General features: G+C 75.2%; 2 protein-coding genes. Both read left to right on the top strand.

The annotated features are described in order from the left end of the window. Positions 1-69: 69 nt before the first annotated feature. Positions 70-13086 carry a type I polyketide synthase gene (locus P3X83_RS42800; protein ID WP_277311193.1) on the top strand — a complete coding sequence of 4339 codons (13017 nt, stop codon included), beginning with the start codon at positions 70-72 and terminating at the stop codon, positions 13084-13086. 41 nt (positions 13087-13127) lie between these two features. Next, a partial coding sequence (locus P3X83_RS42805; RefSeq protein WP_277311194.1) for a type I polyketide synthase occupies positions 13128-14962 on the top strand: 1835 nt, incomplete at its 3' end.

Genomic DNA, 14962 nt, shown 5'->3' on the forward strand with positions numbered 1-14962 from the left:
TTCGAAGAGGCCATCCGGGCGCTGCTCGCCGACGGGCGCTCGACGTTCATCGAGATCAGCGCACATCCGGTGCTGACCGTCGGCATCGAGCAGACCCTCGACGACGCCGCCGGGGTCGCCCTGGCCACCCTCCGCCGTGACGAAGGCGGCCTGGACCGCTGGATGGCCACGCTGGCCGAAGCCTGGGCGCAGGGCGTCCCGGTGGACTGGCGCATGGTCTTCGCGGGCTGGGGCGGACAGGTCACCGACCTGCCCACCTACGCCTTCCAGCACCGCCGCTACTGGCTGGAGGCCACCGGCGCGCCCGCCGAGCCCGTCGCCGCCGACCCCGCCGAGGCCCGGTTCTGGGCGGCGGTCGAGGAGCTGGACGCGAACGCCGTCGCCGACACGCTCAGCCTCGGCACCGCCGACGGCCTGGGCGAGGTGCTGCCCGCGCTGTCCGCCTGGCGGCGCGGACGCCGGGACCGCTCGACCGTGGACTCCTGGCGCTACGAGGCGACCTGGAAGCCGCTGGACCCGGGCGCGGGGACCGCGACCGGGACCTGGCTCGCCGTGGTGCCGGAGGAGCAGGCCGACGAGCCCGCCGCCGCGCACACCCTGCGGGCGCTGCGCGCCCGGGGCGCCGAGGTGATCGAGGTCGCGCTCGCCGACTACGAGCTGGACCGCTGGACGCTCACCGAGCGGCTGCGCGAGTTCGCCTCGGTGGACGGCGTGCTGTCGCTGCTCGCGCTGGACACCCGCCCGCACTTCGACGACCCCGACGTGAGCATGGCCGTCGGCGGCACCCTGGCGCTGGCGCAGGCACTGGGCGACGCCCACGTGGCCGCGCCGCTGTGGTGCGTCACCGTCGGCGCGGTCTCCACCGGGCGTTCGGACGCGCCCGCCGACCCCGTCCAGGCGCAGATCTGGGGGCTCGGCCGGGCGGCCGCGCTGGAGCACCCGGAGCGCTGGGGCGGGCTCATCGACGTCGCCGCGGACCTCGACGAGCGCGCCGCCGCGCGTGCCGTCGCCGTGCTCGCGGGCGCCGAGGACCAGGTGGCCGTGCGCGCCTCAGGCGTGTTCGGGCGCAGGCTGAGCCGTACCGGGGCGGTGTCCGCGCCGGAGCGCTGGACGCCCACGGGGACCGTGCTCGTCACCGGAGGCACCGGCGCGCTCGGCTCCGAGACCGCCCGCTGGCTGGCCGGACGCGGCGCCCCCGGGCTGCTGCTGACCAGCCGCAGCGGGCCGGACGCCCCCGGCGCGGCGGAGCTCGTCGCCGAACTGGCCGAGCTGGGCACCCCCGCCACCGTGGTCTCCTGCGACGTGGCCGACCGGGACGCGCTGGCCGCGCTGCTCGCCGAGCACCCGGTGACCGCCGTGTTCCACACCGCCGGCATCGACCCCTCCACCCCGCTCGCGGAACTCGACGTCGAGGAGTTCGCCGAGGGCCTGCGGGCCAAGGCGGTGGGCGCGTCGAACCTGCACGAGCTGCTGTCCGGCGTGCCGCTGGACGCCTTCGTGCTCTTCTCGTCGATCGCCGCCACCTGGGGCAGCGGCAACCAGACCGCGTACGGCGCGGCCAACGCCCACCTCGACGCGCTCGCCGAGCACCGCCGCGCCACCGGCCTCGCCGCCACGTCGGTCGCCTGGGGCGCGTGGGCAGAGGCGGGCATGGCCGCCAGGGGCGGCGCGGAGGAGTTCCTGCGCCGCAGGGGCCTCTCCCCGATGCCGCCCGCGCTGGCCGTCGCCGCGCTCGCCCAGGCCGTGGACGGCGGGGCGACCTGCGTGACCGTCGCGGACGTGGACTGGGCGAAGTTCGCGCCCGCGTTCAGCTCCGCCAGGACCAGCCCGCTGATCGGGGACCTGCCCGAGGTCCAGGCCGCGCTGGGGGCGGACGCCGAAGCCGACGAGGCGGGCGACGACCCGAGCGCCGCACTGCGCGGCAGGCTCGCCGCCGCGACCGGCACCGAGCGGGTCCGCATGGCGCAGGACCTGGTGCGCGGCGTGACCGCGACCGTGCTGGGCTACGAGGGACCGGAGGCGGTCGAGGCCGAGCGGCCGTTCAAGGACCTCGGCATCGACTCGCTGACCGCCGTCGAGGTCCGCAACCGGATGAACGCCGCCAGCGGCCTGCGGCTGCCCGCCACGCTGGTGTTCGACTACCCGACCCCGGCCGCGCTGGCCCGCTTCCTGCTCGCCGAACTGGTCGGCGCGGACGACGCGGCCACCCCGCTGACCGGCACTCCCGTCGTCGCCGCCGATCCGGCGGAGCCTATCGCCATCGTGGCCATGAGCTGCCGCTACCCGGGCGGGGTGCGCTCGCCCGAGCAGCTCTGGGACCTCGTCGCGGCCGGCACCGACGGGATCTCCGTCTTCCCGACCGACCGGGGCTGGATCCTCGGCGACCCGGCCTACGCGCCGGAGGGCGGGTTCGTCTACGACGCGACCTCGTTCGACGCCGACCTGTTCGGCATCTCGCCGCGCGAGGCCGCCGCGATGGACCCGCAGCAGCGGGTGCTGCTGGAAGCGTCCTGGGAGGCCCTTGAGCGCGGCGGCATCGACCCGCTGTCGCTGCGCGGCACCCCGACCGGCGTGTTCGTCGGCGCGTCGGCGTCCGGCTACAGCGTGGGCATGGGCCTTTCCACCGGCTCTGAGGGCCACTACCTGACCGGCACGTCGAGCAGCGTGATCTCGGGCCGGGTCTCCTACTTCTTCGGGCTTGAGGGCCCGGCGGTGACCGTGGACACCGCGTGCTCGTCCTCCCTGGTGGCGCTGCACCTGGCCGCGCAGGCGCTGCGCAACGGCGAGTGCTCGATGGCGCTGGCCGCCGGAGTCGCCGTGATGACCAGCTCGGACATCTTCTCCGAGTTCAGCCGGCAGAACGGCCTGGCCGGCAACGGCCGCTGCAAGTCCTTCGCGGACGCGGCCGACGGCACCGGCTGGGGCGAAGGCGTCGGCGTCCTGCTGGTCGAGAAGCTGTCCGACGCCCAGCGCAACGGCCACGAGGTGCTGGCCATCGTGCGCGGCAGCGCCGTCAACCAGGACGGCGCGTCCAACGGCCTCACCGCCCCGAACGGTCCCTCGCAGCAGCGGGTCATCCGGGCCGCGCTCGCGGGCGCCGACCTGACCACCGCCGACATCGACGTGGTCGAGGCGCACGGCACCGGCACCCGGCTGGGCGACCCGATCGAGGCCGGAGCCCTACTGGCCACCTACGGCCAGGACCGGGACGAGCCGCTGTGGCTCGGCTCGCTGAAGTCGAACATCGGGCACACCCAGGCGGCCTCCGGCGTCGCGGGCGTGATCAAGATGGTCATGGCGATGCACCACGGCGTGCTGCCCAGGACCCTGCACGTGGACCAGCCGTCGCGGCACGTGGACTGGACGGCGGGCGCGGTGGAACTGCTCACCGAGGCCCGCGAGTGGACCGCCAGCGGGCGTCCCCGCCGGGCCGGGATCTCCTCCTTCGGGGTGAGCGGCACCAACGCGCACACCATCATCGAGGAGCCGCCCGCCGCACCGGAGCGGGAAGCCTCCGCACCGGTCACCGGCCCGGTGGCCTGGCCGATCTCCGCCAAGAGCGCCGACCGGCTCCGGGCCCAGTGCGAGGCGCTGCGCGCGCACGTGGACGAGGACCCCGCCGACATCGCGCACACCCTGATCACCGCCAGGGCCGACCTGGAGCACCGGGCGGTCGTGGTCGCCGAGCGCCCCGAGGACTTCGACGCCGCACTGGCCGCGCTGGCGCGCGGCGAGGTGCCCGGCGACGCGGTGCGCGGGATCGCCAGGGACGGGCAGACCGCCTTCCTGTTCGCGGGCCAGGGCTCCCAGCGGGCCGGGATGGGCCGGGAGCTCTACGACGCCTACCCGGTGTTCGCCGGCGCCTTCGACGCGGTCTGCGCCCGGATCGCCACCGACGTGCCGCTGAAGGACGCCGTGTTCGGCGCCGACGGCCCGCTGAACCGGACCGCCTACACCCAGGCGGGGCTGTTCGCGCTGGAAGTGGCGCTCTTCCGGCTGTTCGAGTCGTGGGGCGTGAGCCCGGACCACCTGCTGGGCCACTCGATCGGCGAGATCGCCGCCGCGCACGTGGCCGGGGTGATGTCCCTGGACGACGCGTGCCGGCTGGTGGAGGCCCGTGGCCGGTTGATGCAGGCGCTGCCCGAGGGCGGCGCGATGCTGGCCGTCCAGGCCACCGAGGACGAGGTCACCCTCGACGAGCGCGTGAGCGTCGCCGCCGTCAACGGCCCCGACTCGCTGGTCCTCTCCGGCGAGGAGGCCGCCGTCGCCGAGCTGGAGGAGCTGTGGCGCGGACGCGGGCGCAAGGTCAAGCGGCTGAACGTCTCGCACGCGTTCCACTCCGTGCTGATGGACCCGATGCTGGCGGACTTCGCCGCCGTCGCCGCGACCATCTCCTACGACCGGCCGCGCGTCCCCGTCGTCTCCAACATCACCGGTGAGGCGGTCGAGGAGTACACCGCCGAGTACTGGGTGCGGCACGTCCGCGAGGCCGTCCGGTTCGCCGACGGCGTGCGGACCCTCACCGGTCGTGGCGTGACCACGTTCGTCGAACTCGGCCCCGACGGCACCCTGTCCGCCATGGCCCGCGCGTCCACGGACGGCGAGCACCTGATCCCGGTCCTCCGCAAGGGCCGCCCCGAGCGGGCGACCGCGCTGCGGGCGCTGGCCACCGCGCACGTCCACGGCGTCACCGTGGACTGGAACGCGGTGCTCGGCGGCGGACGGCGCGTCGAGCTGCCCACCTACCCCTTCGAGCGCCGCCGCTACTGGCTGGACACCTTCGCGCCCGAGGCCGCCGCCACGCCCGAGACCGAGGCCGTCGCCGAGGACACCGGCTTCTGGACCGCCGTCGAGCGCCAGGACGCCGCCGCGCTGTCGGAGATGCTGGGCCTGGCCACCGGCGACGAGCTGGCCGCGCTGCTGCCGTCCCTGTCCTCGTGGCGGCGCCGCCGCCGCGACGAGTCCGCCGTGGACTCCTGGCGCTACCGCATCGCCTGGCGGGCGCTCCCCGAGCCCGACCGGCGCGCGCTCACCGGCACCTGGCTGGTGGTCTCGCCGCAGGGCGACGACCCCGGCGACCTCGGTGACGTCGTCGCCGCGCTGCGCGAGGGCGGCGCGGACGTGGCCGAGGTGCGGGCCGCCGAGGAGGAGACCGACCGCTGGAACCTGGCCGACGAGATCATGCGGGCGACCGGCGGCATCGAGGTCGCGGGCGTCGTCTCGCTCGCCGGGCTGGACGGCCGCGACCACCCCGAATACCCCGGGCTGCCCGCCGCCGTCGCGTTCACCGTGCTGCTCGCCCAGGCGCTCGGCGACTGCGGCATCGACGCCCCGATGTGGTCGCTGACCAGGGGAGCGGTGTCGGTCAACCGTGCTGACCGGGCCGACCGGGTGCACGGCACCGCCCAGGCCCAGGTCTGGGGCGTCGGCCGGGTGGCCGCGCTGGAGCTGCCGCAGCAGTGGGGCGGCCTGATCGACGTCCCGGCGGCCTTCGACCGGCGCACCGCCGCCCGCCTCGTGTCCGTCCTCGCCGACGGCACCGAGGACCAGGTGGCCCTGCGCGCCTCCGGCGTGTACGGCAGGCGCCTGGCCCGCGCCCCCATCGCCTCCCCGGCCAGGGAGTGGCGTCCGTGGGGCACCGTCCTGATCACCGGCGGCACCGGCGCGCTCGGCGCGCGGGTCGCCCGCCTGCTGGCCGGACGCGGAGCCCCCCACCTGCTGCTCACCAGCCGCCGGGGCCCCGACGCCCCCGGCGCGGCCGAGCTGGTCGCCGAACTGGCCGATCTCGGCACCCGCGCCACGGTCGTGGCCTGCGACGTCGCCGACCGGGACGCGCTGGCCGCGCTGCTGGCCGAGCACCCGGTGACCGGGGTCGTGCACACGGCCGGGGTGATCCAGTCGGTCCCGCTGCGCGACACCGGGCTCGCCGAGTTCGCCGACGTGCTGCACGGCAAGGTCGCGGGCGCGGCCAACCTGCACGAACTGCTGGCCGACACCCCGCTTGAGGCCTTCGTCACCTTCTCCTCCATCGCGGGCGTGTGGGGCAGCGGCAACCAGGCCGCCTACGCCGCCGCCAACGCCTACCTGGACGCGCTGGTCGAACGCCGCCGCGCGGATGGCCTGCCCGGTGTCTCCATCGCCTGGGGACCGTGGGCCGAGTCGGGCATGCTCGTCGAGGAGGGCGCGGAGGACTACCTGCGCAGGCGCGGCCTGTCGGCGATGGAACCGGCGCTGGCCGTACGGGCCTTCGCCCAGGCCGTGGACCACGACCTGGCGTGCGTGACCGTCGCCGACGTGGACTGGGCCAAGTTCACCGCCACCTACACCTCGTCGCGGCCCAGCCCGCTGATCGGCGAGCTGCCGGAGGCCCAGGCAGCCGCGGAGTCAGCCAAGACCTCCGGCGAGGGCTCCGGCGAACTGCGTGACCGGCTCGCCGAGGCCGACGCCGCCGACCGCGAGCGGATCCTCCTCGACCTGGTCAGGGGCGGCGCGGCGAGCGTGCTCGGGCACGCGGGCGCCGACGCGGTGGACCCGGACCGGCCGTTCAAGGACCTCGGTTTCGACTCGCTCACCGCCGTCGAGCTGCGCGACCGCCTCACCGAGGCGACCGGCCTGACGCTCCCCGCGACGCTGGTCTTCGACTACCCGACCGTCGCGGTGCTCGCGGGACACCTGCGCGAACGGCTCGGCGTGACCACCGGCGAGGACGCGGGGACGGCGGGCACAGGCGTCGCCGCCGTCGCCCACGACCAGGACGAGCCGATCGCGATCATCGGCATGAGCTGCCGCTACCCCGGTGGCGTGCGCTCGCCGGAGGACCTGTGGCGGCTCGTTTCGGAGGGCGTCGACGGCATCGCCGCCTTCCCCGGCGACCGCGGCTGGGACCTTGAGGGCCTCGCCGACACCGACCTGGACAACCCCGGCTCCTCCAGCGCCCACGAGGGCGGCTTCCTCTACGACGCCGGCGAGTTCGACGCGGGCCTGTTCGGCATCTCGCCGCGTGAGGCGCTGGCCATGGACCCGCAGCAGCGGGTGCTGCTCGAAACCTCGTGGGAGGCGTTCGAGCGGGCGGGCATCGACCCGACCTCGCTGGCCGGCAGCTGCACCGGCGTGTTCGCCGGATCCAGCGGCCACGACTACATCTCCCTGATGACCGACGCCCCGCCGGAGGGCAGCGAGGGCTACCTGGCGATCGGCAGCTCGGCCAGCGTGATCTCCGGCCGGATCTCCTACACCTTCGGACTTGAGGGCCCCGCCATCACGGTGGACACCGCGTGCTCGTCCTCGCTGGTGGCGCTGCACCTGGCGGCGCAGTCGCTGCGCAAGGGCGAGTGCTCGATGGCCCTGGCGGGCGGCGTCGTGGTGATGGCCACCCCCGGAGTGTTCACCGAGTTCAGCCGTCAGAACGGCGTGTCCGGCGACGGCCGCTGCAAGTCCTTCGCCGACGGGGCCGACGGCACCGGCTGGGGCGAGGGCGTGGGCGTGCTGATCCTTGAGCGCCTGTCGGACGCCCGCCGCAACGGGCACAAGGTGCTCGCCGTGGTCAAGGGCAGCGCGGTCAACCAGGACGGCGCGTCCAACGGCCTGACCGCCCCGAACGGCCCCTCGCAGCAGCGGGTGATCCGGGCGGCGCTCGCCGACGCCGGGCTCACCCCCTCCGACGTGGACGCCGTCGAGGCGCACGGCACAGGAACCCGCCTCGGTGACCCCATCGAGGCCCAGGCCCTGCTCGCCACCTACGGCCAGGACCGCGCCGAGCCGCTGCGGCTCGGCTCGATCAAGTCCAACATCGGGCACACCCAGGCGGCGGCCGGGGTCGCGGGCGTGATCAAGATGGTGATGGCCATCCGCCACGCCGAACTGCCGCCCACGCTGCACGTCCACCGCCCGACCTCGGAGGTGGACTGGACGTCGGGCGCCGTCGAACTGCTCACCGAGGGCATGGCCTGGCCGGACACCGGAGCACCGCGCCGCGCGGGCGTCTCCTCGTTCGGCGTCAGCGGCACCAACGCGCACGTGATCATCGAGCAGGCCGAGGCCGAGGCCGAGCCGGAAAAGGCCCGAGTGGTCTCCGTCCCGCCGGTCGTCCCGTGGGTGGTCTCCGCCAAGTCGGGCGAGGGGCTGCGCGAGCAGGTGTCCCGCCTGGCGGCCCACGCCGACGGCGACCCGGTGGACGTGGGCTGGTCGCTGGCGACCACCCGGGCCACGCTGGAGCACCGCGCGGTGCTCCTCGGGCCCGACCGCACGGCGGAACCGGCGATCACCGGGGTCGCGCAGGGCACGGCCGCCCCGGTGTTCGTCTTCCCCGGCCAGGGATCGCAGTGGATCGGCATGGCCGCCGGTCTGCTGGAGTCCTCCCCGGTCTTCTACGACCGGATGGCCGAGTGCGAGCGGGCGCTGGCCGAGTTCGTGGACTGGTCGCTGCTGGAGATCATCTCCGCGGGCGGGTCCCTGGACCGGGTGGACGTGGTCCAGCCGGTCCTGTGGGCCGTCAACGTCTCCCTGGCCGCCCTGTGGGAGTCGGCGGGAGTCACCCCCAGCGCGGTCGTAGGTCACTCGCAGGGTGAGATCGCCGCCGCCGTGGTCGCGGGCGGCCTCTCCCTTGAGGACGGCGCACGCGTGGTCGCGCTGCGCAGCCAGGCGATCCGCGAAGTTCTGGCGGGTCAGGGCGGCATGGCCTCCCTGGCGGTGCCACGCGACCAGGCCGCCGGGCTCATCGAACGCTGGCCCGGTCTGCAGGTGGCCGCCGTCAACGGCCCCTCGGCGACCGTGGTCTCCGGCGACGCGGGATCCATCGACGAACTGCTCACCTGGTGCGAGCGGGAGGACGTCCGCGCCAAGCGGGTCCCGGTGGACTACGCCTCCCATTGCGCCCACGTCGAGCAGGTCCGCGACGTCCTCACCGAGAGGCTCGCCCCCATCACCCCCACTCAGGGGCGCATCGCCTACTACTCGGCCGTCACCGCCCAGCGCGTCGACACCTCCACCCTGGACGCCGGCTACTGGTACGAGAACCTCCGCCGGACCGTCCGCTTCGAAGAGACCATCCGGGCGCTGCTCGCCGACGGCCGGTCCACGTTCATCGAGATCAGCGCCCACCCGGTGCTGACCGTCGGCATCGAGCAGACCCTCGAAGACGCCGCCGGGGTCGCCCTCGGCACCCTGCGCCGCGACGAGGGCGGCCAGGAGCGGTGGACCACCGCGCTGGCCGAAGCCTGGGTGCACGGCGTTCCGGTGGACTGGCGGACGGTCTTCACGGGCTGGGGCGGCGAGGTCACCGACCTGCCGACCTACGCCTTCCAGCGCGAACGCTTCTGGCCCGACACCACGGCGGTCTTCGCCGACGTCACCTCCGCCGGGCTCGACGCCGCCGGGCACCCGCTGCTGGGCGCCTCCGTGCGGCTGGCCGGCGGCGACGGCATGGCCCTGTGGACCGGCAGGCTCTCCGTGGCCACCCACCCCTGGCTCGCCGACCACGCCGTGATGGGCTCGATCCTGCTGCCCGGCACCGCCTTCGTCGAGATCGCGCTGCGCGCCGGAGAACAGGCGGGCACCCCGGCCCTCGACGAGCTGACCCTCCAGGCCCCGCTGGTGCTCCCCGAGCGCGGCGCGGTCCTGATCCAGGTCACGGCGGGCGCCCCCGGAGAGGACGGCCGCCGGGCGATCACCGTCTACTCGCGTCCCGAGGACGCGCGCGCCGACGACGACATCTGGACCGCGCACGCCATCGGCGTGCTGTCGGACACCACGACCACCCCTGCCGCCGCACCGGCCGCGTGGCCGCCGTCGCAGGCCGAGCCGCTGGCCGTGGACGGCTTCTACGACGCCATCGCCGAAGCCGGATACGGCTACGGCCCCGCCTTCCAGGGCCTCACGGCCGCGTGGCGCGCGGGCGACGACGTCTACGCCGAGGTGGAACTGCCAGGCGGCACCAAGGCCGCCGAGTACGGCCTGCACCCGGCCCTGCTGGACGCCGCCCTGCACGCCGCCGCGCTCGGCGGGCTGCTCGGCGACGCGGGTCGCCCGATGCTGCCCTTCGCCTGGACCGGCGTGGCACTGCACGCCACCGGCGCCTCATCGGTCCGGGTGCGGCTGACCGCGCTCGGCGGCGACGCCATCGCCGTGCGGGTCGCCGACCCGTCGGGCGCGCCGGTCGCCGAGATCGAGTCCCTGGTGCTGCGCCCGGTCTCCGCCGCCCAGGTGCGCCAGGCCGCCGCCTTCGACGGAGTGCGCGACTCCCTCTTCCGAGTGGACTGGACGCCGCTCGCCGTCGGCGCGGAGCCCGCCCCCACGCGGGTCGTGGTGATCGGGCCCGAGCGCATCGGCCTGCTGCCGCACTACACGGACCTCGCGGCGCTGGACGCCGCGCTCCCGGCGGGCGAGGCCGTGCCGGAGCTGGTCGTGTGGAGCGGCGACCTCGCCACCGGCCGCACCGCGGGCGACGCCCGCGACGCGACGCACCGGGCGCTGGCCATGGCCCAGGAGTGGGTGGCCGATGAGCGGTACGCGGACGCCAAGCTCGCCGTGCTGACCAGGCACGCCGTCGCTGCCATCGCCGGCGAGGACGTGCGCGACCTGGCGGGCGCGGCGGTGTGCGGGCTGATCCGCTCGGCCCAGTCGGAGAACCCGGGCCGCTTCCACCTCGTGGACCTCGACGAGCACCCCGACTCCTGGTCGGCGCTGCCCGACGCGCTGCGCGCCGGGGAACCGCAGACGGCGGTCCGCGCCGGGCAGGTCCTGGCGCCCCGCCTGGTCCGTGCCGACCTGGGTGGGCTCACCCCGCCGGCGGACGTCACCGCCTGGCGCCTGGACGCGACCGGCGCGGGCACGCTCAGCGGCCTGAGCCTGGTCGAGTCCGACGCGGGCACCGTGCCGCTCGGGCCGACCGAGGTCCGCGTCTCGGTCCGCGCGGCCGGGATCAACTTCCGGGACGTGGCCATCTCGCTCGGCCTGGTCCCCGACCAGAAGGGCATGGGCACCGAGGCGGCCGGTGTGGTCGTCGAGACCGGCACGGACGTCACCGACCTCGCGCCCGGCGACCGGGTGTTCGGCGTGTTCGCCTCCTGCTTCGGCCCGGTGGCCGTGACCGACCGGCGCGCGCTGGCCGTGATGCGCGACGAGTGGACGTACGCGCAGGCCGCGTCCGTGCCGACGGTCTTCCTCACCGCCTACTACGGGCTGGCGGACCTGGCCGGGATGCGCGCGGGCGAGTCCGTGCTGATCCACGCGGCGGCGGGCGGCGTCGGCATGGCCGCCGTCCAGCTCGCCCGCCACTTCGGGCTGGAGGTCTACGGCACGGCCAGCGAGGGCAAGCACGACACGCTGCGCGCCCTCGGCTTCGACGACGACCACATCGCCTCCTCGCGGACCCTGGACTTCGAGCACGAGTTCCGGTTCGCCACCGATGGCCGCGGCGTGGACATCGTCCTCAACTCCCTCGCCGGGGAGTACGTGGACGCCTCCATGCGGGTGCTCGCCCCCGGCGGCCGGTTCATCGAGATGGGCAAGACCGACATCCGCGACGCCGGCGCGATGGAGGCCGAGTACCCGGGCCTGAACTACCGGGCGTTCGACCTGCCGGAGGCCGGGCCGGAGCGGCTGGCCGGGATGCTCGGCGAGATCATGGAGCTGTTCGACCGGGGAGTGCTGCGGCTGCTGCCGATCACCACCTGGGACCTGCGCGACGCCGCCGCGGCCTTCCGGCACATCGGGCAGGCCAGGCACGTCGGCAAGAACGTGTTCACGCTGCCGGCCGTCCTCGACCCCGAGGGCACCGTGCTGATCACCGGCGGCACCGGCGTGCTCGGCGGGCTGCTGGCCCGGCACCTGGTCGCCGAGCACGGGGTGCGCAACCTGCTGCTGACCAGCCGTACCGGGGCGGACGCCCCCGGCTCGGCGGAACTGGCCGCCGAGCTGACCGAGGCGGGCGCCCGGGTCGAGATCGCCGCCTGCGACGCCGCCGACCGCGGCGCGCTGGCCGCGCTGCTCGCGTCCGTGCCCGCCGAGCACCCGCTGACCGGCGTGGTCCACGCGGCCGGGATCCTGGACGACGGCGTGCTCGGCGCGATGACCCCCGAACGGGTGGACGTGGTGTTCCGCCCCAAGGTCGACGCCGCCGTCAACCTGCACGAGCTGACCGCCACGGCCGACCCGGCCATGTTCGTCCTGTTCTCCTCCGCCTCCGCCACCCTCGGCACGGCGGGACAGGCCAACTACGCCGCGGCCAACTCCTTCCTGGACGCCCTGGCCCAGCACCGGGCCGCCACCGGGCTGGCCGCGTCCTCGCTCGGCTGGGGCCTGTGGGCCCAGGCCAGCGCGATGACCGGCCACCTGGCGGGCGAGAACAAGGAACGCGCGACCAGGGCGGGCGACGCCATCGGCTCCGAGCAGGGCATGGCCCTGTTCGACGCCGCCACCGGCCTCTCGCACGCCCACCTGCTGCCGATCAACATCGACCTGGCCGGGCTGCGCGGCCAAGCCGCCGCGGACCAGATCCCGGCGCTGCTGCGCAGCCTGGTGCGCGTCCCGGTCCGCCGGAGCGTCGCGGGCGGCGCGCAGGGCGCCGCGTCGCTGGCCGACCGGCTGGCCAGGATGCCCGAGGCGGAGCGCCGCCGCACCCTGCTCGACCTGGTCAGGACCCAGGCCGGGACGGTGCTCGGCTACCACGACCCGGACGCGATCGGCGCGGACCGGCCCTTCAAGGACCTCGGCTTCGACTCCCTCACCGGGGTCGAGCTGCGCAACCGGTTGAACGCCGCCACGGGGCTGCGGCTGCCCGCGACCCTGGTGTTCGACCACCCCACCCCGGCGGCGCTCGCCGGGCATCTCCGCGCCGAACTGCGCGGCGAGGACGCGCCGGGTGACGACGCCGTGCTCGCCGAGCTCGACCGGCTGGAGGCGGCGGTCACATCGCTGCCCGCCGAGGAGATCGGCCGCACCAGGCTCGTGGCCCGGCTGCAGATGCTCGTCGCCCGGGTGAACGAGATCACCGGCGCCGGTGAAGGCGCGGTCGCGGACCGGTTCGAATCGGCCTCGGCCGACGACGTCTTCGACTTCATCGACCAGGAACTCGGCGTGTCGTCCTGACCGCACGCGCCTCGAAGCACACACGGAGTGGTGAGGATCGGATGGCGAACGAAGAGAAGCTCCTCCAGTACCTCAAGCGGGTGACCGCCGACCTGGCCGAGACCAGGCAGCGGCTGCGCGAGCTTGAGGCCAGAGAGCCCGAGGCGATCGCGATCATCGGGATGAGCTGCCGCTACCCAGGCGGTGTGCGCTCCCCCGAGGACCTGTGGGACCTGGTCGGCGGCGGAGTGGACGCCATCACCGGGCTGCCCGGCGACCGGGGCTGGGACGTGGACCCGGCCGACCCGCTCGCGCCGCGCGGCGGGTTCGTGGCCGACGCCACGGCCTTCGACGCCGGTCTGTTCGGGATCAGTCCGAGGGAAGCCCTCACCATGGACCCGCAGCAGCGGCTGATGCTGGAGTCCTCGTGGGAGGTCATCGAGCGCTCCGGGATCGACCCCAGGTCGCTGCGCGGCAGTCGGACCGGCGTGTTCGTCGGGGCGGGCGCCTCCAACTACGGCGTCGGCCTGGACCTCCCCGAGGGCACCGAGGGCCACCTGCTCACCGGCAGCGCGGCGAGCGTCATCTCCGGCCGCGTCTCCTACGCCTTCGGCCTTGAGGGCCCTGCGGTCACGGTGGACACCGCGTGCTCCTCCTCCCTGGTGGCGCTGCACCTGGCGGTGCAGGCGCTGCGCAACGACGAGTGCTCGATGGCGCTGACCGGCGGCGTGACCGTGATGGCGGGCCTCGGGCTGTTCAGCGAGTTCGGCCGGCAGGGCGGGCTCGCGGGCGACGGCACCTGCAAGGCGTTCGCCGCGGCGGCCGACGGCACCGGCTGGGGCGAGGGCGTCGGCGTGCTGCTGCTGGAGCGGCTGTCGGACGCCCGCCGCCTCGGGCACGAGGTGCTGGCCGTGGTGCGCGGCTCGGCGGTCAACTCCGACGGCGCGTCCAACGGGCTCACCGCCCCGAACGGCCCCTCCCAGCGCCGGGTCATCCGGCAGGCCCTCGCGGACGCGCGGCTCTCGCCGTCGGACGTGGACCTGGTGGAGGCGCACGGCACCGGCACCCGGCTCGGCGACCCGATCGAGGCGCAGGCCCTGCTCGCGACCTACGGCCAGGAGCGGGACGAGCCGCTGTGGCTGGGGTCGATCAAGTCGAACATCGGCCACACGCAGGCGGCGGCGGGCGTCGCGGGCGTGATCAAGGCCGTCCAGTCGATTCGCAACCGGGTCATGCCGCCCACCCTGCACGTGGACCGGCCCTCGCCGCACATCGACTGGTCCAGGGGCGACATCTCACTGCTCACCGCCTCCCGCCCGTGGGAGCGGGCGGACCGGCCGCGCCGCGCGGCGGTCTCGGCGTTCGGGATGAGCGGCACCAACGCGCACGCGATCCTGGAGGAGGCCCCGGCCCCCGTCACTGAGGAGGGCGAGGAGCAGGCCCCGGCCGCCGCACCCGGCGTGCTGCCCTTCACGGTCTCGGCCAAGTCGGCGGCGGCGCTGCGCGGGCAGGCCGCCGGGCTGGCGGCTTTCCTGCGATCTCATGACGACCTGGCGGTCCTCGACGTGGCCCGCTCGCTGGCCACCACCCGGGCCGCCCTGGAGCACCGCGCGGTCGTCCTCGCCGACGGCCGCGAGGACCTGCTGACCGGCCTGGACGGCATCGCGGAGGACCGCGGCCCGGCCGTCCTGGGCACGGCGGGCGACGGACGCTCGGCCTTCCTCTTCACCGGCCAGGGCGCCCAGCGCGCCGGCATGGGCCGCGACCTGTACGACGCCTTCCCGGCCTTCGCCGAGATGTTCGACGCGATCGCCGGCCGGTTCGAGGGCGATCTGAAGGAGATCGTCTTCGGCGACTCCGGGCTGCTGGACCAGACGCGTTACACGCAGGCCGGGCT

It is taken from the genome of Spongiactinospora sp. TRM90649, from assembly GCF_029382225.1.
GTDB lineage: Bacteria > Actinomycetota > Actinomycetes > Streptosporangiales > Streptosporangiaceae > Spongiactinospora.